The following is a 22,567-nucleotide window of genomic DNA, read 5'->3' on the forward strand; positions in this document are numbered from 1 at the left end:
TACGTGTTTTTTATTTAAGGCGTTCAATACTTAAAAAGCCCGTACTTACGTACGAGCTCTTCTTAAAATATGGCGGTGAGGCGGGGATTGACTAGCTTCGCTCGCCCTGCGGGCAGCCCGTTCACTGCGTTCGCGGTCTGTCCAACTGGCTGCCGCCAGTTGTCGAACCCGGGTCCGGGCTTCTCATCCCCGCCAGGCTGTGCAACATGTGAAAAAAAAGCCCGTACTTTCGTACGAGCTCTTCTTAAAATATGGCGGTGAGGCGGGGATTGACTCGCTTCGCTCGCCCTGCGGGCAGCCCGTTCACTGCGTTCGCGGTCTGTCCAACTGGCTGCCGCCAGTTGTCGAACCCGGGTCCGGGCTTCTCATCCCCGCCAGGCTGTGCAACATGTGAAAAAAAAGCCCGTACTTTCGTACGAGCTCTTCTTAAAATATGGCGGTGAGGCGGGGATTGACTCGCTTCGCTCGCCCTGCGGGCAGCCCGTTCACTGCGTTCGCGGTCTGTCCAACTGGCTGCCGCCAGTTGTCGAACCCGGGTCCGGGCTTCTCATCCCCGCCAGGCTGTGCAACATGTGAAAAAAAAGCCCGTACTTTCGTACGAGCTCTTCTTAAAATATGGCGGTGAGGCGGGGATTCGAACCCCGGATACGTTGCCGTATACACACTTTCCAGGCGTGCTCCTTCAGCCACTCGGACACCTCACCACATTGTTGTTCCTGTCTTGCTGGAACGGGCGCTAATTTATGGAAATAGTTGCTTCGGGTCAACAAACTTTTTTAAAAAAAAGTGCGTTTATTCAAACTTCAAACAATTTGCAGGTTAAATAAGCAAGTTTTGCTTTTTTTGCCACCGACTGCAGATTTGCTATTCTGATGTTCCTTGCAGATCATAACAATAAGCGTGAATAAATTCCGCTCAACCGTTTTCGGGAGCCAATATGGATATCATCTTTTATCACCCTACCTTTGACACAAAATGGTGGATTGACGCGCTGAGTAAAGCGATACCTCATGCCAGGGTCAGAGCCTGGGAAAACGGAGATAACCTGGGCGCAGATTATGCGTTAGTCTGGCATCCTCCAGTTGAAATGCTGGCAGGACGCGATCTTAAAGCAGTGTTTGCACTCGGCGCCGGTGTGGATTCTATATTGAGTAAACTACAGGCACACCCTGAAATGCTTAAACCCTCCATTCCGCTTTTCCGCCTGGAAGACACCGGTATGGGCGAGCAAATGCAGGAATATGCTGTAAGTCAGGTACTTCATTGGTTCCGGCGTTTTGACGATTATCGAATCCAGCAAAATGCTTCGCACTGGCAACCGCTGCCTGAATATCATCGGGAAGATTTTACAATTGGCATTTTGGGCGCTGGCGTGTTGGGCAGTAAAGTCGCACAGAGTCTACAAACCTGGCGCTTTCCGCTGCGTTGCTGGAGCCGCACTCGTAAATCATGGCCAGATGTACAAAGCTTTGCTGGAAGCGAAGAGCTGAAGGCATTTCTGAGTCAATGCCGGGTACTGATTAATCTGTTACCGAATACGCCTGAAACGGCCGGCATTATTAATCAACAATTATTCAATCAATTACCGGATGGCGCGTATCTTCTCAATCTGGCGCGAGGCGTTCATGTGGTGGAAGATGACCTGCTCGCGGCTCTGGATAGTGGCAAGATTAAAGGAGCAATGCTGGATGTTTTTAATCGTGAACCTTTACCGCCGGAAAGCCCGCTCTGGCAACATCCACGCGTCACGATAACACCACATGTGGCAGCTATTACGCGCCCCGTCGAAGCAGTGGCGTATATTTCGCGCACCATTTCCCAGCTAGAAAGGGGGGAGGCCGCTAGCGGACAAGTCGACCGAGTTCGAGGCTACTAATAAAGCGCCAGGATTCCTGCTATCCTTGGCAAGAATTGAATACAGGAGAGAGTTATGTATCCCGTCGACCTTCATATGCATACTGTTGCCAGCACGCATGCATACAGCACATTAAGTGATTACATTGCCCAGGCTAAACAGAAAGGAATCAAGCTTTTTGCAATTACCGATCATGGACCAGATATGGAAGATGCGCCGCATCACTGGCATTTCATTAATATGCGTATTTGGCCACGAGTGGTTGATGGGGTAGGGATCCTGCGCGGCATTGAGGCCAACATTAAAAATGTTGACGGCGAAATTGACTGTAGTGGCAAAATGTTTGAGTCGCTGGATTTAATCATCGCTGGTTTTCATGAACCGGTTTTTGCGCCACATGATGAAGCGACCAATACGCAAGCGATGATCGCGACTATCGCCAGCGGCAATGTGCACATAATAAGCCATCCGGGCAACCCGAAATATCCTATTGATTTCAAAGCAGTTGCTGAAGCAGCCGCGAAACACCAGGTCGCGCTGGAAATCAATAATTCGTCTTTCTTACACTCGCGCAAAGGCAGTGAAGATAACTGCCGTGCAGTTGCTGCTGCGGTGCGCGATGCTGGCGGTTGGGTGGCATTAGGCTCGGATTCTCATACCGCGTTTAGTATGGGTGAATTTGAAGAGTGTCGTAAAATTCTCGACGCGGTTGATTTTCCAGAAGAACGCATTTTGAATGTTTCACCGCGCCGTTTACTCAACTTCCTCGAATCCCGCGGTATGGCGCCGATTGCGGAATTTGCCGAACTTTAATTGCTTTTATGGAAATAAATAAATGAACGAGTTTTCTATCCTGTGTCGTGTACTGGGGTCACTTTATTACCGCCAACCGCAGGACCCTTTACTGGTTCCGCTGTTTACCCTGATTCGTGAGGGAAAATTGGCAGCGAGCTGGCCACTGGAGCAGGATGAGTTGCTGGCGCGTTTGCAGAAAAGTTGTGATATGGCGCAAGTGTCTGCCGACTACAATGCGCTGTTTATCGGCGATGAAAGTGCAGTACCGCCTTATCGCAGCGCCTGGGTTGAGGGCGCGACGGAAGCGGAAGTGCGTGCTTTTCTTTCAGAACGCGGGATGCCGTTAGCAGATACGCCAGCAGATCACATCGGCACGTTGTTGCTCGCGGCTTCCTGGCTGGAAGATCAGTCAACGGAGGATGAAAGCGAAGCACTGGAAACGCTGTTCAGCGAGTATCTGTTGCCGTGGTGTGGCGCATTTCTCGGTAAAATTGAGGCCCATGCAACCACGCCGTTCTGGCGCACTATGGCACCACTGACTCGCGATGCTATCGGCGCAATGTGGGACGAACTCGAGGAAGAAAAAGAAGAATAAATGTGATAATGGTCACTCATTAGTGCAACACCAAACTCTACGTTGCATAAAATGTGTGCTCGATCTCATTCATGGGTGCGTTTTCTGTTATCATTCGCGACATGAACATACTTCTCTCTATTGCAATCACAACGGGCATTCTCTCCGGTATCTGGGGATGGGTGGCCGTTTCCCTTGGTTTACTCAGCTGGGCTGGTTTCCTTGGCTGCACGGCCTACTTTGCCTGTCCACAAGGAGGCCTGAAAGGGTTGGCGATCTCCGCTGCAACGCTGTTTAGCGGTGTGGTGTGGGCAATGGTCATCATTTACGGTAGTGCTCTGGCACCCCATCTGGAAATAGTTGGCTATGTCATGACTGGCATTGTTGCTTTCCTGATGTGTATTCAGGCCAAACAGCTATTGCTGTCATTTGTTCCGGGTACGTTTATCGGCGCGTGTGCGACGTTTGCCGCGCAGGGGAACTGGAAGCTGGTATTGCCATCTCTGGCGGTTGGGCTGGTGTTTGGTTACGCGATGAAAAACAGTGGGCTCTGGTTGGCAGCGCGCAGTGCTAAGGCCGCTCACCATGAACAACAAGTAAAAAATAAAGCGTGAGAGAATCACGCTTTATATTGAATACGTAAAAGCCGGATTAAAAAGGACTGCACCCCAAAAGTTGGACACCCAACTGATTAAGGTGCAGTTTTTTATGGATCAGGATTCCGGCGGCACTGACAGATGGCGGTATTTCACCAGAATGTCATTCTGCCGATCTGCTTTATTCTGCAAATCCCACAGACCGCGGTCGATACCATCATTAATCAGGAAGATAACACCGGTTTCAATCGCAGACATCAGGCATAGCATAACGGGTTCGTTCGAGGTATATCCTACTTCCCCTTCCAGTAACCGCTGGTAGTCGATAAAGCGGAAGACACCGGCCTGGACTTCATAGGAAAGAATGGTCTTACTGGTGTTCACTGATGACAGGATTTCACCGGTGCTAACATTAACGACACGCAAGTTCACCGCGATTTGGTCAAGTTGGTACTGCGTATCGGCGCCAATACCGAAATATCTCGCCCCGGCACCGCCCGATTTCACGTTACTTTCATAACCAATAATCGACCCTTCAACCATGATATTGGCTGCCGTCAGCGACTGTAGCGGGATCCGGTTATTGAGCGCAACGGTGCCATTTTCCTGTGCCGCACGAATAATCTTACGTTCGTTCAGTAAGTTTTGTAGGCCCTGACGCTCCAGCGGTACAAACCAACGCGAATCTTTCAATGCGGTGACCAGCATTGCGGTCGCGCTTTGCGGAACTGCGGTGGAGAAGTTACTAGCCGGATAAGGTTTAAATTGTCCAGTTTCATCCTGGATGTTGTATACCGAAACAAAGATTTTGCCCGTTGGCGAAGGCAAATGGGTTAAATCTTTGTAGCTTTGAGCTCGAGGCATTAATGTCGGCTTGGCGGCTTCTTTTGGTGGTGCTGTTAAGCATCCACTCAGCAACATGACTGCAACCAAAACAAATAAGCGCTGCATATTATTTTCCTTACAAAGCTGGGGCTTAAAAATCGGTTGAGTTATTTTGTAATCCCGAAACCTGAATCGTGGACGTTTGACCCGTTTTACGATCGGTTACGTTCAGTTGCAGCTGACCATCCCGGTTGGCAATATCGACAATATATTCGTTAGTCACCATTCGTCCTGGCTGACCCGTATTAATATTTGTCAACAGCCCACCTAATATTTGTGACTGAATGGCTTGGGTGAAGTTATCTAACGCCGAGGGCGTTTCAATACCAAAGTCATCATCATAACTTGGGTCTTTATACGAGTTCTGTGCCTGGGCGCTGTTTAGTAAAAAAGCACCATTATTGGGGTTGCCACCAAAATTAGGATTGCGGAACTGGAAGGTCATATTCCCGGCCCAACTTATTGGCGAAATTAGCATGAGTAGAATTACTGCATGTTTGACACGCATTGCAGCCTCCGGACAATTTAATTTAAAATTCATCAGGCGCTAAATCGCCCGTACTCAGTAAAGCCTGACTAATCTGTCGACGGTTCAGTGCTTCTTCAGTTTGTGCCAGTGCAAAGACAACAGTTTTCTCGAAGTCTCTTTTCAATGGGAATAAAAATGTCTGGAAAATAACGTCCTGATTTACCGTTATGGTGATCCAGCTTCCCCATCGTGCACTGGGTCTTTCATTAATCGTCAAGTTCCCGGTATAGCTACTTTCCCATTTATCACTAAAGGCACGATAAAAATCGTGTCCAATGGATGAAACAGTATGGTCAGTTAACAATCCCGGTACTTCTACCTCTACGGCGTGAGCATTCCCGGCAGCGAAGAGAATATTCGCTGCGACAATCCAGCATAAATAACGTTTCATGGCTTTATCGCCTGAGGTTATCGTTTGCCCATGAGACTGCTTGAGTCCGGTTTTTGACTGCTATCTTCTTGAAAAGATTATAAAGATGCGTTTTAACCGTATTTTCGCTGATGAACAGCGAACGAGCAATCTCGTTATTGGAGGCGCCGATACGCAGTTTATTAAGGATCTCTTTTTCCCTATGAGTAAGGAGGGCAGATTCCGTGCTGTTATAACGATAGTTACCTGAATGTGTGATCAGATAGCTGGCAAGTTTTTGCGTAAAGTAGCATTCCCCGCGTAAGACGCCTTGCAACCCATTGATGACGCGTTCTTGATCCTCCATGGCGTAAAAAACACCGTTGATATGAGGCCAGTTTTCAATGTCGCGGTACGGGTAATCGTCTGGAGTATTTAACAACAGTGTTTTGATGTTGTTGTGTTTTCTGCTTAATGTATCCTGCCAGTAATGGATGAGTTTTTTATCTGCTTCCATCATATCCAACAGAATAATGCAGCCAGAAGATATATCGTCCAGAGAACGTTGAATGTTATGTAGTTTTCCTGTGATTGCCAGCGATTGTTTTAAATGCTGCAATAACGCAGTCGCCTGCAATGAAGGTTTAGTGATTAACAGTAATGTATGACCATGAATACTATGGACTTCATTAAACATGATGAAACCCCGCTCTTTTTATTAATCGCACACCTGACAGCTGCCTTTATTCAATAAAGGCACCAGAAGTACTGACAGATGTTGCACTGCTGTGTGTAGTAATAAATCAACCCTAAATGGGTAAAAAATAAAACTAATGGATTACATCTGATTTCAATCTAGCCATTACAAATCTTAAATCAAGTGTTAAACGTGTAACAGGATGTAACACGGTATTTAAAATCGTTAAAATTAAGGAATCATTAAGTCTGGTAATGATAGAAAAGTTGTACATATAGCTTTTATTGCACAATTTTGAAAAGTCATACAAATATACGTAACTGAATGATTAATTTAATAATATTTATTTATTTCTGGTCCTTTTGTTGCGCTAAAATTGTCTGTATTTTCAGAATCTCTTCATGGACAAATTTTTGCTGCAAAAAGACGATGTTTGTGACGGCTTGTCAGGCAAACATATCGAAGGAGTCTTCGTGAATCATGGGAAGAGATAGTTTGTCGAATTTTCGCGGTCAAAAAACGAAGGTTCAAAAGCAAACAAAATAATTTTTGCGTAAATAACAGCGTATTTACGCGAGTTTTAATACTTTGGCATGAGTAAAAAAAGAAAAATACAACGCGCGGGTGAGTTATTAAAAATATTTCCGCAGACATACTTTCCATCGTAACGCAGCGTTAACAAAAAACGGTTTGCGTTAACAACCAAGTTGAAATGATTTAAATTTCTTAAATGTACGACCAGGTCCAGGGTGACAACATGAAAAACAGATTGTTATTTATGATGTTAACAGTACTGGGTGCGCCTGGGATTGCAGCCGCGGCAGGTTATGATTTAGCTAATTCAGAGTATAACTTTGCGGTAAATGAATTGAGTAAGTCTTCATTTAATCAGGCAGCCATAATTGGTCAAGCTGGCGCTAATAATAGTGCACAGTTACGGCAGGGAGGCTCTAAACTTTTGTCGGTTGTTTCGCAAGATGGTAATAACAACCGGGCAAGGATTGACCAGACAGGAGATTATAACCTTGCGTATATTGATCAGGCGGGCAATGCCAACGATGCCAGTATTTCGCAAGGCGCATATGGTAATACTGCAATGATTATCCAGAAAGGTTCTGGTAATAAAGCAAATATTACGCAGCATGGTACTCAAAAAACGGCAATTGTAGTGCAGAGACAGTCGCAAATGGCTATTCGCGTAACACAGCGTTAATTTCCATTCGACTTTTAAATCAATCCGATGGGGGTTTTACATGAAACTTTTAAAAGTAGCAGCAATTGCAGCAATCGTATTCTCTGGTAGCGCTCTGGCAGGTTCTATTCCTCAGTACGGCGGCGGCGGCGGCAACCACGGTGGCGGCGGCAATAACAGCGGTCCGAATTCAGAGCTGAATATTTACCAGCACGGTGGCGGTAACTCTGCTGTTGCATTGCAGGCTGATGCCCGCAACTCTGACCTGACGATTACCCAGCACGGCGGCGGTAACGGCGCAGATGTTGGACAAGGTTCTGATGACAGCTCAATTGAACTGACCCAGCGTGGCTTCGGTAACAGCGCCACTCTTGATCAGTGGAACGGTAAGAACTCTGAAATGACTGTTAAACAGTTCGGTGGTGGCAACGGTGCAGCAGTTGACCAGACTGCATCTAACTCCAGCGTCAACGTAACTCAGGTTGGCTTTGGTAACAACGCGACCGCTCATCAGTACTAATACAGAATTTGTATGACAGAAACAGGGCGTAAGCCCTGTTTTTTTTCGGGAGAATAGTATGAACGCGTTATTACTTCTCGCGGCGCTTTCCAGCCAGATAACCTTTAATACAACCCAGCAAGGTGACATGTACACCATTATTCCTGAAGTTACTCTGACGCAATCATGCCTGTGCCGGGTGCAAATATTGTCTCTGCGTGAAGGCAGTTCAGGCCAAAGCCAGACCAAACAAGAAAAGACCCTCTCATTGCCCGCTAATCAACCCATTGCCTTGACGAAGTTGAGTTTAAATATTTCCCCGGACGATCGGGTGAAAATAGTTGTTACTGTTTCTGATGGACAGTCACTTCATTTATCACAACAATGGCCGTCTTCTTCAGAAAAGTCTTAATTCTTTGAAATATCGGGCATAAGATGAATCTGGAGAGAATGGTTTGCTGCGAATCGGCCAATCTGAAAGTATGGATAACACCACCCCTCAAGGATGACTAATCATTGAGGAAATAGAATAAATGTTCAGACCTTTTTTAAACTCTCTTATGCTCGGTAGTCTGGTTTGTCCTTTCTTTGCAACAGCGGAAAGCAATGCGCAAGGTGGCGTGATTCATTTTCATGGTCAAATCGTGGAGCCCGCGTGTGAAGTGAGCTCTCTGCAAACGCCCGTTGAAATGACCTGTATGCAAAATGGCCCTGTACAGAGCAAAACTTATTCCAGCAAAGAGCTAATGAGTGGCAAAGTCAAAAATGCGCAAATTGCCTCAGTAAAAGTGCAGTATCTTGATAAGCAGAAAAAGCTGGCTGTGATGAACATCGAATATAACTAAGTTTCTGAATCACTCACGTTGCTGACAAGAAAAATGCGATTTCGCTAAAAACCCTGCTGTACACTTAAGAAACAAGATGGTGTAAGGAGGCGTTATGAAATCGCGTATTCATGTTGTACAGGGCGATATTACCAAACTGGCCGTTGATGTGATTGTTAATGCGGCAAATCCATCATTGATGGGGGGAGGGGGCGTCGATGGCGCTATACATCGCGCTGCCGGTCCGGCGCTGCTGGATGCCTGTTTAAAAGTCAGACAACAGCAGGGTGATTGCCCTACGGGACACGCAGTAATTACCCTTGCAGGCGATCTCCCCGCCAAAGCTGTTGTACATACCGTTGGACCAGTGTGGCGCGGCGGAGAACAAAATGAAGATCAGCTATTGCAGGATGCCTATCTCAATAGCCTGCGACTGGTGGCGGCGAACAGTTATACATCGGTAGCTTTTCCTGCCATTAGTACGGGTGTTTATGGATACCCACGCGCTGCAGCGGCTGAAATAGCAGTAAAAACCGTTTCGGAATTTATTACCCGTCACGCTTTACCCGAGCAGGTATACTTTGTCTGTTATGATGAAGAAAACGCCCATCTCTACGAAAGACTCCTTACCCAACAAGGAGATGAATGATTTGCCTCGGCTGGCGAGCGCGGTGTTGCCCTTGTGTTCGCAACATCCAGGACTGTGCGGCATTTTCCCCCTTGATAAAGGTCTGGATGCGTTTGCCGCACGTTACCGCCTGGCCGAAATGGCGGAACATACGCTGGATGTTCAGTATTACATCTGGCAGGACGATATGTCGGGGCGATTGCTGTTTTCGGCTCTGTTAGCCGCCGCGAAGCGTGGCGTTCGCGTTCGTTTGTTGCTTGATGACAACAATACACCCGGACTTGATGGCATTTTACGCTTGCTCGATAGTCATCCGCGGATTGAAGTTCGACTTTTCAATCCTTTCTCTTTTCGCCTGTTACGTCCGCTTGGTTATATCACCGATTTTTCTCGTCTCAATCGACGTATGCACAATAAGAGCTTTACCGTCGATGGCGTGGTGACGCTGGTGGGTGGGCGCAACGTTGGCGATGCCTATTTTGGTGCAGGAGAAGAGCCACTTTTTTCAGATTTAGATGTCCTGGCAATCGGGCCAGTTGTTGAGGACGTCGCTGATGATTTCGCCCGCTACTGGTATTGCAAATCAGTTTCCTCCTTGCAGCATGTTCTGGATGTACCTGAAGGTGAAATGGCTGATCGTATTGAGCTACCCGCATCCTGGCATAATGACAGCATTACACATCGCTATTTGCGTAAACTGGGATCCAGCCCTTTTATGAATCAACTCGTTGAGGGTACGTTACCGCTTATTTGGGCAAAAACGCGTTTATTAAGTGATGATCCAGCGAAAGGGGAGGGTAAAGCAAAACGCCATTCCCTTCTGCCGCAGCGTCTGTTCGATATCATGGGGTCACCCGGCGAGCGGATTGATATTATCTCTTCTTATTTTGTGCCGACGCGTGCAGGTGTGGCGCAACTGTTACGGATGGTAAGAAAAGGGGTAAAGATAGCGATCTTAACCAACTCACTTGCCGCTAATGATGTCGCTGTGGTGCATGCTGGCTACGCACGCTGGCGCAAAAAATTGCTCCGTTATGGCGTGGAACTCTATGAACTGAAGCCAACGCGGGAACAACCAGGTACATTGCACGACCGTGGAATAACCGGGAATTCCGGGGCCAGTCTGCATGCCAAGACCTTCAGTATTGATGGCAAAATTGTGTTTATTGGTTCATTCAATTTCGACCCGCGTTCAACATTACTCAACACTGAAATGGGCCTGGTAATAGAGAGCAAAACGCTGGCGCAGCTGATCGATAAACGCTTTATTCAGAGTCAGTATGATGCGGCCTGGCAGTTGCGTTTAGATCGGTGGGGACGGATTAACTGGGTCGATCGCCACGGGAAGGAAGAAATGATTCTCAAAAAAGAACCCGCAACCAGTTTCTTGAAGCGGGTTTTGGTCAGACTGGCGTCAATATTACCCGTTGAATGGTTATTGTAAACGTGACTTAGCGGGCTGGCGCTTTATCATTCTCGCGCTTAATGGCCGGTTTTCCGGAGAACAAAAACTTAAACAATGGAATGCGTAAATGAATTTCATACAGAATTATCGCAATCCCTATCACGAATATCAGGCCACAGAGGAATCCCAGCAGGTTTGACGTGATATGGGGCGTGATATACGCACCAAAAAAGAGCGTTAAAGGGTGGTGAACCAGATAAATAAACAGCGATGCGTTTACAAAATAGGTTACCCGAGCCGACTGGAAATTGAGCAGGCGGTGGCCAAAGGAGAAAACCACATTCACCATCCACAGGCCGAGTACCATCGTGATCACCGACTCGGTTTCATACATCCAGGCATCGCCGCTACCGTAACGTTGATTGAGCAAATATGCGACAAATGCCATTGCTGCAGCGAGCGTGCAACCACGAGAAGGTGTGGTAAACAAGGCTTTAAGATTAGGGAAAATAAAAGCTAATGCACCAAGGATAAAAAACGGCATATAAAACAGCGTCTGCATGAAAATAAAATTGAACATGCCATCGCTTAAAATAGGCGGGTAAACGATAAAGAGCGTTCTTCTTATTGCCGCATAGCCGATGCCGAGGCATAAGAAGATCACTGATAGTTTAGCCATTGAGAATTTTTTATTTTTGTTACCAGAATTATCTAAATTATTTTTAATACGCTTAAATATCCATATGCAAAGCGTCGTCATGACCACCAATACCAGTAAAAACCACAGGTGCGAAATTAATTCCCAGGCCAGTGTATTATACTTGTCATACAATGACAGGCCGGGCCAGCTTTCTGCTTTGCCTTTGACATACTGTAGCATAATGAATTGCGGCAAAGTCAGCAGAGGAATGGCCGTTAACATCGGGATCCCCACGCGTTCGACGCGAACTTTCCACCATTTTTTCAATGGGTAGCGTAAAAAAAGCATGTAGGAAAAATAACCAGAAATAACGAAGAATACCTGCATGCGGAACGAGTGGATGAAATCGTTAAAAAGTGTCAGCCACCAGGACGGCTCTGCGCTGTTCACATGCCAGGTGTGGCTTGAATAGATTAAAGAAATATGAAAAGGGATCCCTAACAACATCAACCAGGCGCGGATGGAGTCGAGGAAATATTCACGCTGCGCGGGTACTGGATTCATATATGGTTAACTAATCTCGGATTTTTCGTCTTATCCCTGCCGGGTAATGTCTTTAGGCTTTTGCCATAACTACATCGGTCTGGCGCATCTGGCACAGACTTCACGGGTGTTTTTTACGCGGCATAGCCACTACCACTAACCAAAATGGAAGCGTCTGTAAGACGGTTGATAAATAAATTTGCTGGCAAACCCTACACGAACTCGCTGCTTCTGTCTTTAGGAGAAGCACGGAAAGTGAAAACGGTTGCAATCAGGTGCTTAATCAATGAGCCGGCACGCTGAATAATACCGGGATTCTGTTGTCGGAATGGCTGGTTATCCATTAAAATAGATCGGATCGATATAAGCACACAAAGGGGGAAGTGCTTACTTATTATGAAACATAAACTACAAATGATGAAAATGCGTTGGTTGAGTGCTGCAGTAATGTTAACCCTGTATACATCATCAAGCTGGGCCTTCAGCATTGACGATGTCGCAAAGCAAGCTCAATCCTTAGCCGGGAAAGGCTATGAGGCGCCTAAAAGTAACTTGCCCTCCGTTTTCCGCGACATGAAATACGCGGACTATCAGCAGATCCAGTTTAATCATGACAAAGCCTACTGGAACAATCTGAAGACCCCATTCAAGCTCGAGTTCTACCATCAGGGTATGTACTTCGACACGCCGGTCAAAATCAATGAAGTTACTGCAACGGCAGTAAAAAGAATCAAATACAGCCCGGATTATTTTACATTCGGCGATGTTCAGCATGACAAAGACACGGTAAAAGACCTTGGTTTTGCCGGTTTTAAAGTGCTTTACCCGATCAACAGCAAAGATAAAAACGATGAAATCGTCAGCATGCTCGGGGCCAGCTATTTCCGCGTGATTGGCGCAGGTCAGGTTTATGGCCTGTCTGCCCGCGGCCTGGCAATTGATACCGCGTTGCCATCCGGTGAAGAATTTCCGCGCTTCAAAGAGTTCTGGATCGAGCGCCCAAAACCGACTGATAAACGTTTAACCATTTATGCATTGCTTGACTCGCCGCGTGCGACAGGCGCTTACAAGTTTGTGGTTATGCCGGGACGTGACACGGTTGTTGATGTGCAGTCTAAAATTTATCTGCGCGATAAAGTCGGCAAACTGGGCGTTGCGCCGCTAACCAGTATGTTCCTGTTCGGCCCGAACCAGCCGTCTCCGGCAAATAACTATCGTCCGGAATTGCACGACTCAAACGGCTTGTCTATCCATGCCGGTAACGGTGAGTGGATCTGGCGTCCGCTGAATAACCCGAAACATCTGGCGGTTAGCAGCTTCTCTATGGAGAATCCGCAAGGGTTTGGTCTGTTACAGCGTGGCCGCGACTTCTCTCGTTTCGAAGATCTCGACGACCGTTACGATCTGCGTCCAAGCGCCTGGGTAACACCGAAAGGGGAGTGGGGCAAAGGTAGCGTTGAGTTGGTAGAAATTCCGACTAACGATGAAACTAACGATAACATCGTCGCTTACTGGACGCCGGATCAGCTGCCGGAACCAGGTAAAGAGATGAACTTTAAATACACCATCACTTTCAGCCGGGACGAAGACAAATTGCATGCGCCAGATAACGCCTGGGTACAGCAGACGCGTCGCTCAACGGGGGATGTGAAACAATCAAACCTGATTCGTCAACCTGACGGTACTATCGCTTTTGTGGTCGATTTTACTGGTCCAGAAATGAAAAAGCTGCCAGTGGATACGCCAGTCACCGCACAAACCAGTATTGGCGATAATGGTGAGATTGTAGAGAGTACAGTACGTTATAACCCGGTCACCAAAGGCTGGCGTCTGGTAATGCGCGTGAAAGTGAAAGATGCCAAGAAAACCACTGAAATGCGTGCTGCGCTGGTGAATGCCGATCAGACGTTGAGTGAAACCTGGAGCTACCAGTTACCTGCCAATGAATAAAACAACTGAGTACATTGACGCAATGCCCATCTCCGCAAGCGAGAAAGCGGCATTGCCGAAGACCGATATCCGCGCCGTTCATCAGGCGCTGGATGCCGAGCACCGCACCTGGGCGCGGGAGGATGACTCCCCGCAAGGGTCGGTGAAGGCTCGTCTTGAACAAGCCTGGCCGGATTCGCTGGCTGATGGACAGTTAATTAAAGACGACGAAGGACGCGATCAGCTTCAGGCAATGCCGAAAGCAAAACGCTCCTCTATGTTTCCCGATCCGTGGCGAACTAACCCGGTAGGGCGATTCTGGGATCGTCTGCGCGGGCGCGATGTGACACCGCGCTATCTGGCTCGGTTGACCAAAGAAGAACAGGAAAGCGAGCAAAAGTGGCGTACCGTCGGGACAATCCGTCGTTATATCCTGCTTATTCTGACACTGGCGCAAACCGTGGTCGCCACCTGGTATATGAAGACGATCCTGCCGTATCAGGGGTGGGCGTTTATTAATCCGGTTGATATGGTCGATCAGGATCTGTGGGTTTCCTTTATGCAGCTCCTGCCTTATATGTTGCAGACCGGCATTCTGATCCTCTTTGCTGTTCTTTTCTGCTGGGTGTCTGCCGGTTTCTGGACCGCGCTGATGGGATTCCTGCAACTGCTCATTGGTCGCGATAAATACAGTATTTCTGCGTCGACTGTTGGCGATGAACCGCTAAACCCGGAGCATCGTACGGCATTGATCATGCCCATCTGTAATGAAGACGTGAGTCGCGTCTTTGCAGGCTTGCGTGCAACGTGGGAATCGGTAAAAGCCACCGGCAATGCTAAACACTTTGATGTTTACATTCTGAGTGATAGTTACAACCCGGATATCTGCGTCGCAGAGCAAAAAGCCTGGATGGAGCTTATCGCTGAAGTCGGCGGCGAAGGGCAGATTTTCTATCGCCGCCGCCGCCGTCGTGTAAAGCGTAAAAGCGGTAATATCGATGACTTCTGCCGTCGCTGGGGCAGTCAGTACAGCTACATGGTGGTGCTGGATGCCGATTCAGTGATGACCGGTGATTGCTTGTGCGGCCTGGTGCGCCTGATGGAAGCCAACCCGAACGCCGGGATTATCCAGTCTTCGCCGAAAGCATCTGGTATGAATACGCTGTACGCGCGCTGCCAGCAGTTTGCGACCCGTGTTTATGGGCCATTGTTCACGGCCGGTTTGCACTTCTGGCAACTCGGCGAGTCGCACTACTGGGGGCATAACGCGATTATCCGCGTGAAACCGTTTATCGAGCACTGCGCGCTGGCGCCGTTGCCGGGGGAAGGTTCTTTTGCCGGTTCAATCCTGTCGCACGACTTTGTAGAAGCCGCTCTGATGCGCCGCGCAGGCTGGGGAGTATGGATTGCGTACGATCTCCCGGGCTCTTATGAAGAGTTGCCGCCAAACTTGCTGGATGAGCTAAAGCGTGACCGTCGCTGGTGTCATGGCAACCTGATGAACTTCCGCCTGTTCCTGGTTAAAGGGATGCACCCGGTACACCGTGCGGTGTTCCTGACGGGGGTGATGTCATATCTCTCTGCACCGCTGTGGTTTATGTTCCTCGCGCTCTCGACCGCATTACAGGTAGTACATGCGTTGACCGAACCGCAATATTTCCTGCAACCACGGCAGTTGTTCCCGGTGTGGCCGCAATGGCGTCCTGAACTGGCAATTGCACTGTTTGCCTCAACAATGGTGCTGCTGTTCCTGCCAAAATTGTTGAGTATTTTGCTCATCTGGTGCAAAGGGACTAAAGAGTATGGTGGCTTCTGGCGCGTCACCTTGTCGCTGCTGCTGGAAGTGCTGTTCTCCGTACTGCTGGCGCCGGTGCGCATGCTGTTCCATACGGTATTTGTGGTCAGCGCCTTCCTCGGCTGGGAAGTGGTGTGGAATTCACCGCAACGTGATGATGACTCCACTTCCTGGGGAGAAGCGTTTAAACGCCACGGCTCGCAACTGTTACTGGGTCTGGTGTGGGCGGTTGGCATGGCATGGCTGGATCTGAGATTCCTGTTCTGGCTGGCGCCGATTGTTTTCTCGCTGATCCTGTCACCGTTTGTTTCGGTGATCTCCAGTCGTACGACCGTGGGGCTGCGTACTAAACGCTGGAAACTGTTCCTGATCCCAGAAGAGTATTCACCGCCGCAGGTGCTGGTCGATACCGACCGTTTCCTTGAGATGAACCGTCAGCGTTCTCTCGACGATGGCTTTATGCACGCGGTGTTTAACCCGTCGTTTAACGCCCTGGCAACGGCAATGGCGACCGCGCGTCACCGCGCCAGTAAGGTGCTGGAAATCGCCCGTGACCGCCACGTTGAACAGGCGCTTAACGAGACGCCAGAGAAGCTGAATCGCGATCGTCGTCTGGTGCTTTTGAGCGACCCGGTAACGATGGCACGTTTGCATTTCCGCGTATGGAACTCTCCAGAGAAATATTCTTCATGGGTGAGTTACTACGAAGGGATAAAGCTGAACCCACAGGCATTGCGTAACCCGGCTGCGGCTTCGCAATAAAAACGTAGTTGCCTGATGCGCTACGCTTATCAGGCCTACATCGTTCCTGCAATATATTGAGTTTGCAAGATTTTGTAGGTCGGATAAGGCGTTCACGCCGCATCCGGCAAAAACAACGAGCCAATAAAAATACCGGCGTAATGCCGGTATTTTTTTAGGAAAGAGGTATCAAATGCGTTTCATTGTGGTAGGCATCATGGTTACCTTACTGAGTGGCTGTGGCAGCATCATTAGCCGCACTATACCGGGGCAGGGGCATGGCAACCAATATTATCCCGGGGTGCAATGGGATGTTCGTGACTCCGCGTGGCGCTATGTTACGATCCTCGATCTGCCATTCTCCCTCGTCTTCGATACCTTACTGCTGCCCATTGATATTCAACATGGGCCATATGAATGAGTCATTAACGCTCATCCCATTCATCGGCGGCAGCGCGTCCTTCTTCAGTATCCAGTGGCGGCTCAAGCTGAAATTCGCCTTCGTCCCATTCATGCAGCGTATTTTCTTCCTGCCATTCCTGGCGAATTTCAATTTCATCATAATCGCCGTCAAAGACGCTTTGTGCAGCTTCACCGCTGAACATTGGCAGACATTCACCTTCTTCGCCTTCATCAGCGAAAAACTCAACCTGCCACATAATGTCACCATCTTGCAGAATGTATTTCTGGACATTGAACTGTTGCACATTTGCTTCATCTGCATCGATTCCGGGGGTGTCAGCAAGAAATTCTTCGCGTGCGGCATCAATGGCTTCTTCAAGCGTTGCGTACATAGTCATCACGATTCTCCCTTTGATTTGATGATGTATTCAGGGAAAGAATAGCTGATTATGCGCTTTTGCAAGTATGAAAGGCGAAAAATCAGCCTGTCACTTGGGGCAATCGGCGGCGACGCAAACTGTTCCAGGAATAAACCGCGTTAAACAACACCACTCCGGCGGTCACCAGAAACACTGCACGGAAACCATAGTTTGCCGAGATAGCCGCGCCCATCAATGGTCCCGTAACGTTGCCAATATCGCGAAATGACTGGTTATAGCTGAAAATTCGCCCGGCGATTTGATTTGTTGAGTTATAGACCAGTAACGTTTGTACCGCGGGGAGTAACGCGCCATCGGCGGCCCCGAGTAAAAAGCGTAAAATCCCCAGTTGGAATGGTGTCTGGACGTAAGACATAGGGATTAACAGCAGCACAGAAAAGAGCAGCGCCGTTATCAGGATCTTCTCTGGCCCGATACGATCCCCCAGTTTGCCAAGTCGTGGCGCGCTAAGTAGCGCAGCCACGCCGGGGACCGAGGCAATCATGCCACTGATAAAAGCAACATTACTGACATTCCCCGCCAGTTCGCGGACATAGAGTGTCAGGATTGGCGCGATTGAACCGGTGGCGACCTGGATGATTAATGTTGTGACAAACAGGCTAAGTACCAGCTTCGGGTTTTTAAGCGATGTCACGACTTCCCGCATGTGCAGCATCTCTTTTTTGCTGACTGGCTGGAATTTCTCTTTGATACAAAACAGGGTGACGAAAAAGCAGAGTATTAGCACACTGGCGGTAATAAAAAATACCGGACGTAAGCCGTAGTTATCGGCGAGCAAGCCACCAGCCATGGGGCCGAGCAGTGCGCCGCTAACCCCACCGGTAGAGAGCGTACCCAGCGCCCAGCCGCTTTTATTGCGCGGGACCTGAGTGGCGATTAGCGCGTTGGCATTAGGGACAAATCCACCGAGCAGACCCAGCAATGCTCGTAGGATCAGAAATTGCCAGATATTTTGCACAACTCCCATTAGCACCATCACGATGCCCATCCCGAGGGCAGAGCGCAGGAGCATAATTTTTCGACCTTTGCGGTCAGCAAGTCCTCCCCAGAACGGAGAAGCAATAGCGGAAAATAGAAAAGTAATACTGAAGACAATCCCTGACCACATATTTAGTGCCGAATGGCCCGTAACGCCAAGTTGCTCAACGTAGAGGGGTAAGAACGGCATTACCAGACTGAAGGCGGCGCCGGTAAGAAAACAGCCAAGCCAGGCAACGAGCAGGTTTCGTTTCCAGTTTATGGGAGTGTCATTTTCACAGGGTGACATAGCAATCCGCTGTTGGTGCGCCAGGGCGCGGTGAACAAGAGAATAAAAGATAAGCACACTAATTATGCGCCTGACTTATAAGTGACGCAATGCAGAGAGCTTTTATCGCTAAATCAGGGGATTTGATGCTGATGTGCCGGATGCGATGCTGCGCATCTTATCCGGCATAAAGAAGATTAGTAACGTGAAGGAACGCCTTCCGGGCGCGTTTTGAAGCGGCGATGCAGCCACATGTACTGTTCAGGCGCCATCATGATGCATTTTTCGACCACTTTGTTCATCCACGCGGCGGTGGTTTCAGCGTTATCCAGTGGCGGTGAACACTCTGGCGGCAGCATGATCAACTGATAACCTTTGCCGTCCGGCTTACGACGAGGGACAAAAGGCACCAGACATGCGCCGGACATCCGTGCCAACATCCAGGTACCGCTTGTGGTTGCCGCCTGCTCAACGGCGAACAACGGCACAAAAACGCTCGAGCGTGGACCGTAATCGTGATCCGGCGCATACCAAACGACTTCACCTTTTTTCAGTGCTTTAATCATCCCTTTTAAATCTTTGCGGTCGAGCATCGATTTATTCGAACGCAGGCGGCCCCAGGTTTGCAGCCAGTCGATTAATGGGTTGTCATTCGGGCGATAAACCCCGATGCCCGGCTCCTGCATTCCAAATTGTCGTGCACCGAGTTCCAGCGTCAGAAAATGGATGCCAACTAACAGGATGCCACGCTTTTGCGCCTGTACGTCACGAATATGTTCCATGCCGATGACTTCCGTCCAGCGAGCAACCCGACTTTCTGGCCAGAACCACGCCATGCCGGTTTCCATCAGTCCCATACCAACGGATTCAAAATTCTTAATCACCATCTGCTGGCGCTCTTGTTCGCTCATTTCCGGGAAGCACAGTTCCAGGTTGCGATGCACAATTTTGGCGCGTCGCTTCATAAAACGTAACGCCAGTCGTCCTGTTACACAGCCGAGGCAATAGATAATCGGGTAGGGCAATTGCACGACCAACCAAAGTACGCCAATACCCAACCAGGTTAACCAATAACGCGGATGAAGCAGTGCGGTGGAGAACTTGGGTAGATTCGTCATATCAATCCTGTCTTTCAACCTATACGGGCAATTGTATGTATTGTTGCATTTTTTCGCCCTCAACCAAAATTTGAGGCTGAAGACTGGGCAAAAATGCCGCGCATGTAAACTATTAATAATTTTTAATGTGTAAATGTAGCGTAAAATGTGTGGATGTTAATTTGCGATTATTGCTATATCATGCGCCGGATTTTACTTTCCCACCTCGCAGGAACCGTACACCATGCCAGTGTTACATAACCGCATTTCCAATGACGCACTGAAAGCCAAAATGCTGGCCGAGAGTGAACCGCGCACCACCATTTCGTTTTATAAATATTTCCATATTGCCGATCCTAAAGTGACCCGCGATGCTTTATATCAGCTATTTGCCTCGTTGAATGTTTTTGGCCGGGTCTATCTGGCACATGAGGGGATCAACGCGCAAATTAGTGTACCCGCGAGCAACGTCGAGACATTTCGCGCACAGCTTTATGCTTTTGATCCTGCGTTAGAGGGTTTACGCCTGAATATCGCGTTGGATGATGACGGAAAATCCTTCTGGGTGCTGCGCATGAAGGTCCGCGAGCGTATTGTCGCCGACGGGATTGACGATCCTCAATTTGACGCCACAAATGTCGGAGAATATCTGCAAGCAGCGGAAGTGAATGCCATGCTTGATGATCCCGATGCGCTGTTTATCGACATGCGCAACCACTATGAATATGAAGTCGGTCATTTCGAAAATGCGCTGGAAATTCCTGCTGATACCTTTCGTGAACAACTACCGAAAGCGGTTGAGATGATGCAGACGCATAAAGATAAAAAAATCGTTATGTACTGTACTGGTGGCATTCGTTGCGAAAAGGCCAGTGCATGGATGAAGCATAACGGCTTTAATAAAGTCTGGCATATTGAAGGCGGCATTATTGAATACGCCCGTAAGGCGCGCGAGCAAGGCTTACCAGTGCGTTTTATTGGCAAAAATTTCGTTTTTGACGAACGGATGGGGGAGCGCATCTCTGATGAAATTATTGCGCATTGCCATCAGTGCGGCACGCCATGCGACAGCCATACCAACTGTAAAAATGATGGCTGTCATTTGCTGTTTATCCAGTGTCCTACGTGTGCTGAGAAATTCAAGGGTTGTTGTAGTGAGATTTGCTGCGAAGAGAGCGCGTTATCGCCAGAAGAACAGCGACGCCGTCGAGCCGGGCGAGAAAATGGCAATAAAATCTTTAATAAGTCGCGGGGGCGCCTGAACACGACACTGGGCATACCTGATCCTGCGGAATAAACATCATTGCCGGATGCGCGTCATCCGGCAACATTTCAGCATTATTTCTGCTGTACACCTTCCACCGAAATAATCAGATCAACTTCCTGAGAGGCCGGACCTAAATCTGACTTGATATTGAAGTCTTTCAGCTTAATTTTACCTTCAGCTTCGAAGCCTGCACGTTTACCGCCCCACGGATCATCGCCCTGACCAATCAACTTCGCTTCCAGCGTTACTGGTTTAGTTACGCCATTCAGTGTCAGATCACCTGTGATATCCAGCTCGTCACCGTCTTTCTTTACGCTAGTGGATGTAAAGGTTGCCTGCGGATATTTTGCTGTGTTGAGGAAATCCGCGCTGCGCAGATGTTTATCGCGCTCGGCATGGTTGGTATCCACGCTGGTGGTGTTAATGGTGACATTAACTTTATCGGCAGCTGGATTCTTTTCATCAAACGTAAAAGTACCGTCGAAATCTTTAAAAGTGCCGTAAACCCAGCTGTAGCCCAGATGTTGAATGCGGAAATTGACAAAGGCGTGCTGGCCTTCTTTGTCAATTTTGTAATCGGCAGCGATAGCTGAACCGGCAGAGAACAACAGGGAAGCGAAGGTTAAACCAAGCAGGCTTTTTTTCATTTTTTATACTCCATAGTCAGATGACGACTTTCCCAGCATGCGCTTCAGAGTGTCGTCTTTATCGATGAAATGATGTTTCAGTGCCATAAATCCGTGCATAACTGACAGGACGACGACACTCCAGGCAAACCAGAAATGTAGCGCTCCTGCTAAGTCAGCTTGCGTGCCGGCGTCGGCAAGCGTTGCGGGGATTTCAAACCAACCAAAGATGCTGATGGGTTTGCCATCGGCGGTCGAGATAAGGTAGCCGCTCATGCCAATAGCAAAGAGCAAAAGATAAAGAGCCAGATGGCCTGCTTTCGCTCCGTAACGTATACCGGGGGAATAGCTTTTCAGTGGACCTGGCGGAGGAGAAATCAAACGCCAGAGAACGCGAATAACCAGCCCCATCATTAACAAAATACCGATGCTTTTATGCAACTCTGGCGCTTTGTGATACCAACCGTCGTAATAACTTAACGTTACCATCCACAAACCTAAAGCAAACATGCCATAGACAATAATTGCCGTCAGCCAATGTAAAGCGGCAGAAATAACACCATAGCGTTGAGGGGAATTTATGAATTGCATAACTGCATCCAGAACATATTCACGAGGCAATGAAAATGGCCTGTCATGAGATGAATTGCAACTTAAAAACAACAATCCGAATGATATTTATTTTTATTTCAATAATTTTGATTTAATAATGAAAGAACCTTCATAAGTTTAGTGGTTTCAGGGGGAGGGATGTCTGGTGAATGCTGTTGCGACAGGAATAAGGTTATTCAATTTTTCACGCCAAATGAAAGGGAAATTAAATTTTTGTCAGTTTGTGTCAGCATCTGGTGATTAAAAATAAAACACATAGATCAGATCCATAATCGCCAATACCCCCCAGAGAAAAAGATAAAGCATGAGATGTTCGCGAATATTATTGATGAGATAGTTCACCAGGCGACGCATTAAAAGCTCCTGTAAAAACGGCCTCAATTTAGAGGCCGTGATGATGA

General features: G+C 48.3%; 25 protein-coding genes and 1 tRNA gene. 14 read left to right on the plus strand and 12 right to left on the minus strand.

Features of this window, described 5'->3' with window-relative positions; all coding sequences use genetic code 11:
- Positions 1-616: 616 nt before the first annotated feature.
- A tRNA-Ser gene (locus H9644_RS07905) sits at positions 617-704 on the minus strand.
- A 233-nt stretch (positions 705-937) separates the two neighbouring features.
- Here H9644_RS07905 and ghrA point away from each other — a divergent pair.
- The 4 genes from ghrA to H9644_RS07925 all read left to right on the plus strand — a co-directional run bounded on the left by ghrA (position 938) and on the right by H9644_RS07925 (position 3,838).
- Entirely contained in the window at positions 938-1,876 is a 939-nt protein-coding gene (gene ghrA / locus H9644_RS07910; RefSeq protein WP_064528480.1) for a glyoxylate/hydroxypyruvate reductase GhrA, read from the plus strand.
- A gap of 54 nt (positions 1,877-1,930) precedes the next feature.
- Positions 1,931-2,668 (plus strand): zinc-binding phosphatase, encoded by a 738-nt coding sequence (gene ycdX, locus H9644_RS07915; RefSeq protein ID WP_191774107.1) that lies wholly within the window; start codon positions 1,931-1,933, stop codon positions 2,666-2,668.
- Between the two features lie 22 nt (positions 2,669-2,690).
- Positions 2,691-3,245, plus strand: coding sequence for a molecular chaperone YcdY (gene ycdY / locus H9644_RS07920; protein ID WP_064528484.1), 555 nt, complete (start codon positions 2,691-2,693; stop codon positions 3,243-3,245).
- Between the two features lie 101 nt (positions 3,246-3,346).
- The gene (locus H9644_RS07925; protein WP_064528823.1) at positions 3,347-3,838 is read left to right on the plus strand and encodes a DUF1097 domain-containing protein; all 492 of its coding nucleotides are present in this window, start codon (positions 3,347-3,349) and stop codon (positions 3,836-3,838) included.
- 99 nt (positions 3,839-3,937) lie between these two features.
- Here the strand turns inward: H9644_RS07925 and csgG are convergent, their stop codons facing one another.
- From csgG to csgD, 4 genes are read right to left on the minus strand one after another with little or no spacing between them, the layout of a single operon-like run.
- Entirely contained in the window at positions 3,938-4,771 is an 834-nt protein-coding gene (gene csgG, locus H9644_RS07930) for a curli production assembly/transport protein CsgG (protein ID WP_064528486.1), read from the minus strand.
- A 25-nt stretch (positions 4,772-4,796) separates the two neighbouring features.
- Positions 4,797-5,213, minus strand: a complete 417-nt coding sequence (gene csgF / locus H9644_RS07935) for a curli production assembly/transport protein CsgF (protein WP_064528489.1) — start codon at positions 5,211-5,213, stop codon at positions 4,797-4,799.
- Between the two features lie 22 nt (positions 5,214-5,235).
- Complete coding sequence (gene csgE, locus H9644_RS07940; protein WP_064528491.1) at positions 5,236-5,625, minus strand: curli production assembly/transport protein CsgE; 390 nt, start codon at positions 5,623-5,625, stop codon at positions 5,236-5,238.
- Positions 5,626-5,629: 4 nt separating this feature from the next.
- The gene (gene csgD, locus H9644_RS07945; protein ID WP_191774109.1) at positions 5,630-6,280 is read right to left on the minus strand and encodes a biofilm master transcriptional regulator CsgD; all 651 of its coding nucleotides are present in this window, start codon (positions 6,278-6,280) and stop codon (positions 5,630-5,632) included.
- A gap of 757 nt (positions 6,281-7,037) precedes the next feature.
- Between csgD and csgB the strand changes: the two genes are divergently transcribed.
- From csgB to clsC, 6 genes are all read left to right on the plus strand, one after another.
- Positions 7,038-7,493 carry a curli minor subunit CsgB gene (gene csgB / locus H9644_RS07950; RefSeq protein ID WP_064528495.1) on the plus strand — a complete coding sequence of 152 codons (456 nt, stop codon included), beginning with the start codon at positions 7,038-7,040 and terminating at the stop codon, positions 7,491-7,493.
- A 40-nt stretch (positions 7,494-7,533) separates the two neighbouring features.
- On the plus strand, positions 7,534-7,992 hold the full coding sequence (csgA, locus tag H9644_RS07955) for a curli major subunit CsgA (RefSeq protein WP_064528497.1): 459 nt from the start codon (positions 7,534-7,536) through the stop codon (positions 7,990-7,992).
- A gap of 58 nt (positions 7,993-8,050) precedes the next feature.
- On the plus strand, positions 8,051-8,383 hold the full coding sequence (gene csgC, locus H9644_RS07960) for a curli assembly chaperone CsgC (RefSeq protein WP_064528499.1): 333 nt from the start codon (positions 8,051-8,053) through the stop codon (positions 8,381-8,383).
- A 121-nt stretch (positions 8,384-8,504) separates the two neighbouring features.
- Positions 8,505-8,816, plus strand: a complete 312-nt coding sequence (locus H9644_RS07965; RefSeq protein WP_064528501.1) for a hypothetical protein — start codon at positions 8,505-8,507, stop codon at positions 8,814-8,816.
- 94 nt (positions 8,817-8,910) lie between these two features.
- Complete coding sequence (gene ymdB, locus H9644_RS07970; RefSeq protein WP_064528503.1) at positions 8,911-9,444, plus strand: O-acetyl-ADP-ribose deacetylase; 534 nt, start codon at positions 8,911-8,913, stop codon at positions 9,442-9,444.
- Positions 9,386-10,867 carry a cardiolipin synthase ClsC gene (gene clsC, locus H9644_RS07975; RefSeq protein WP_191774112.1) on the plus strand — a complete coding sequence of 494 codons (1,482 nt, stop codon included), beginning with the start codon at positions 9,386-9,388 and terminating at the stop codon, positions 10,865-10,867. The genes ymdB and clsC overlap by 59 nt, the downstream gene beginning before the upstream one ends.
- Before the next feature lie 7 nt (positions 10,868-10,874).
- Here clsC and mdoC read toward each other — a convergent pair whose 3' ends face one another.
- Positions 10,875-12,032, minus strand: coding sequence for a glucans biosynthesis protein MdoC (gene mdoC, locus H9644_RS07980; RefSeq protein WP_191774114.1), 1,158 nt, complete (start codon positions 12,030-12,032; stop codon positions 10,875-10,877).
- A 393-nt stretch (positions 12,033-12,425) separates the two neighbouring features.
- Here mdoC and mdoG point away from each other — a divergent pair, with 393 nt between their 5' ends.
- The 3 genes from mdoG to H9644_RS07995 all read left to right on the plus strand — a co-directional run bounded on the left by mdoG (position 12,426) and on the right by H9644_RS07995 (position 16,897).
- The gene (mdoG, locus tag H9644_RS07985) at positions 12,426-13,961 is read left to right on the plus strand and encodes a glucans biosynthesis protein MdoG (protein ID WP_074399531.1); all 1,536 of its coding nucleotides are present in this window, start codon (positions 12,426-12,428) and stop codon (positions 13,959-13,961) included.
- On the plus strand, positions 13,954-16,497 hold the full coding sequence (gene mdoH / locus H9644_RS07990; RefSeq protein ID WP_074399520.1) for a glucans biosynthesis glucosyltransferase MdoH: 2,544 nt from the start codon (positions 13,954-13,956) through the stop codon (positions 16,495-16,497). The genes mdoG and mdoH overlap by 8 nt, the downstream gene beginning before the upstream one ends.
- A 172-nt stretch (positions 16,498-16,669) precedes the next feature.
- Complete coding sequence (locus H9644_RS07995; RefSeq protein ID WP_064528511.1) at positions 16,670-16,897, plus strand: YceK/YidQ family lipoprotein; 228 nt, start codon at positions 16,670-16,672, stop codon at positions 16,895-16,897.
- A gap of 4 nt (positions 16,898-16,901) precedes the next feature.
- Here H9644_RS07995 and H9644_RS08000 read toward each other — a convergent pair whose 3' ends face one another.
- From H9644_RS08000 to lpxL, 3 genes are all read right to left on the minus strand, one after another.
- Entirely contained in the window at positions 16,902-17,276 is a 375-nt protein-coding gene (locus H9644_RS08000) for a MysB family protein (RefSeq protein ID WP_191774116.1), read from the minus strand.
- An 82-nt stretch (positions 17,277-17,358) separates the two neighbouring features.
- A complete protein-coding gene (mdtG, locus tag H9644_RS08005; RefSeq protein WP_191774327.1) occupies positions 17,359-18,585 on the minus strand; it encodes a multidrug efflux MFS transporter MdtG in 1,227 nt (408 codons plus the stop codon).
- A gap of 176 nt (positions 18,586-18,761) precedes the next feature.
- On the minus strand, positions 18,762-19,682 hold the full coding sequence (gene lpxL / locus H9644_RS08010; protein WP_191774118.1) for a kdo(2)-lipid IV(A) lauroyltransferase: 921 nt from the start codon (positions 19,680-19,682) through the stop codon (positions 18,762-18,764).
- Positions 19,683-19,905: 223 nt separating this feature from the next.
- Between lpxL and trhO the strand changes: the two genes are divergently transcribed.
- Complete coding sequence (gene trhO, locus H9644_RS08015; protein WP_191774120.1) at positions 19,906-20,958, plus strand: oxygen-dependent tRNA uridine(34) hydroxylase TrhO; 1,053 nt, start codon at positions 19,906-19,908, stop codon at positions 20,956-20,958.
- Positions 20,959-20,999: 41 nt separating this feature from the next.
- Here trhO and H9644_RS08020 read toward each other — a convergent pair whose 3' ends face one another.
- The 3 genes from H9644_RS08020 to H9644_RS08030 all read right to left on the minus strand — a co-directional run bounded on the left by H9644_RS08020 (position 21,000) and on the right by H9644_RS08030 (position 22,520).
- Positions 21,000-21,575, minus strand: coding sequence for a YceI family protein (locus H9644_RS08020; RefSeq protein WP_064528519.1), 576 nt, complete (start codon positions 21,573-21,575; stop codon positions 21,000-21,002).
- A 3-nt stretch (positions 21,576-21,578) separates the two neighbouring features.
- Positions 21,579-22,145 (minus strand): cytochrome b, encoded by a 567-nt coding sequence (locus H9644_RS08025; protein WP_064528522.1) that lies wholly within the window; start codon positions 22,143-22,145, stop codon positions 21,579-21,581.
- Positions 22,146-22,406: 261 nt separating this feature from the next.
- On the minus strand, positions 22,407-22,520 hold the full coding sequence (locus H9644_RS08030) for a YceO family protein (protein WP_001253741.1): 114 nt from the start codon (positions 22,518-22,520) through the stop codon (positions 22,407-22,409).
- Positions 22,521-22,567 lie beyond the last annotated feature (47 nt).

Source organism: Escherichia whittamii, assembly GCF_014836715.1.
GTDB classification, from domain to species: domain Bacteria; phylum Pseudomonadota; class Gammaproteobacteria; order Enterobacterales; family Enterobacteriaceae; genus Escherichia; species Escherichia whittamii.

What these genes read in the sequence shown, in the direction of transcription:
- ghrA (WP_064528480.1), top strand. Translation starts at nt 938, where the DNA reads ATGGATATCATCTTTTATCACCCTACCTTTGACACAAAATGGTGGATT.
- ycdX (WP_191774107.1), top strand. Translation starts at nt 1,931, where the DNA reads ATGTATCCCGTCGACCTTCATATGCATACTGTTGCCAGCACGCATGCA.
- ycdY (WP_064528484.1), top strand. Translation starts at nt 2,691, where the DNA reads ATGAACGAGTTTTCTATCCTGTGTCGTGTACTGGGGTCACTTTATTAC.
- H9644_RS07925 (WP_064528823.1), top strand. Translation starts at nt 3,347, where the DNA reads ATGAACATACTTCTCTCTATTGCAATCACAACGGGCATTCTCTCCGGT.
- csgG (WP_064528486.1), bottom strand. Translation starts at nt 4,771, where the DNA reads ATGCAGCGCTTATTTGTTTTGGTTGCAGTCATGTTGCTGAGTGGATGC.
- csgF (WP_064528489.1), bottom strand. Translation starts at nt 5,213, where the DNA reads ATGCGTGTCAAACATGCAGTAATTCTACTCATGCTAATTTCGCCAATA.
- csgE (WP_064528491.1), bottom strand. Translation starts at nt 5,625, where the DNA reads ATGAAACGTTATTTATGCTGGATTGTCGCAGCGAATATTCTCTTCGCT.
- csgD (WP_191774109.1), bottom strand. Translation starts at nt 6,280, where the DNA reads ATGTTTAATGAAGTCCATAGTATTCATGGTCATACATTACTGTTAATC.
- csgB (WP_064528495.1), top strand. Translation starts at nt 7,038, where the DNA reads ATGAAAAACAGATTGTTATTTATGATGTTAACAGTACTGGGTGCGCCT.
- csgA (WP_064528497.1), top strand. Translation starts at nt 7,534, where the DNA reads ATGAAACTTTTAAAAGTAGCAGCAATTGCAGCAATCGTATTCTCTGGT.
- csgC (WP_064528499.1), top strand. Translation starts at nt 8,051, where the DNA reads ATGAACGCGTTATTACTTCTCGCGGCGCTTTCCAGCCAGATAACCTTT.
- H9644_RS07965 (WP_064528501.1), top strand. Translation starts at nt 8,505, where the DNA reads ATGTTCAGACCTTTTTTAAACTCTCTTATGCTCGGTAGTCTGGTTTGT.
- ymdB (WP_064528503.1), top strand. Translation starts at nt 8,911, where the DNA reads ATGAAATCGCGTATTCATGTTGTACAGGGCGATATTACCAAACTGGCC.
- clsC (WP_191774112.1), top strand. Translation starts at nt 9,386, where the DNA reads ATGATGAAGAAAACGCCCATCTCTACGAAAGACTCCTTACCCAACAAG.
- mdoC (WP_191774114.1), bottom strand. Translation starts at nt 12,032, where the DNA reads ATGAATCCAGTACCCGCGCAGCGTGAATATTTCCTCGACTCCATCCGC.
- mdoG (WP_074399531.1), top strand. Translation starts at nt 12,426, where the DNA reads ATGATGAAAATGCGTTGGTTGAGTGCTGCAGTAATGTTAACCCTGTAT.
- mdoH (WP_074399520.1), top strand. Translation starts at nt 13,954, where the DNA reads ATGAATAAAACAACTGAGTACATTGACGCAATGCCCATCTCCGCAAGC.
- H9644_RS07995 (WP_064528511.1), top strand. Translation starts at nt 16,670, where the DNA reads ATGCGTTTCATTGTGGTAGGCATCATGGTTACCTTACTGAGTGGCTGT.
- H9644_RS08000 (WP_191774116.1), bottom strand. Translation starts at nt 17,276, where the DNA reads ATGACTATGTACGCAACGCTTGAAGAAGCCATTGATGCCGCACGCGAA.
- mdtG (WP_191774327.1), bottom strand. Translation starts at nt 18,585, where the DNA reads ATGTCACCCTGTGAAAATGACACTCCCATAAACTGGAAACGAAACCTG.
- lpxL (WP_191774118.1), bottom strand. Translation starts at nt 19,682, where the DNA reads ATGACGAATCTACCCAAGTTCTCCACCGCACTGCTTCATCCGCGTTAT.
- trhO (WP_191774120.1), top strand. Translation starts at nt 19,906, where the DNA reads ATGCCAGTGTTACATAACCGCATTTCCAATGACGCACTGAAAGCCAAA.
- H9644_RS08020 (WP_064528519.1), bottom strand. Translation starts at nt 21,575, where the DNA reads ATGAAAAAAAGCCTGCTTGGTTTAACCTTCGCTTCCCTGTTGTTCTCT.
- H9644_RS08025 (WP_064528522.1), bottom strand. Translation starts at nt 22,145, where the DNA reads ATGCAATTCATAAATTCCCCTCAACGCTATGGTGTTATTTCTGCCGCT.
- H9644_RS08030 (WP_001253741.1), bottom strand. Translation starts at nt 22,520, where the DNA reads ATGCGTCGCCTGGTGAACTATCTCATCAATAATATTCGCGAACATCTC.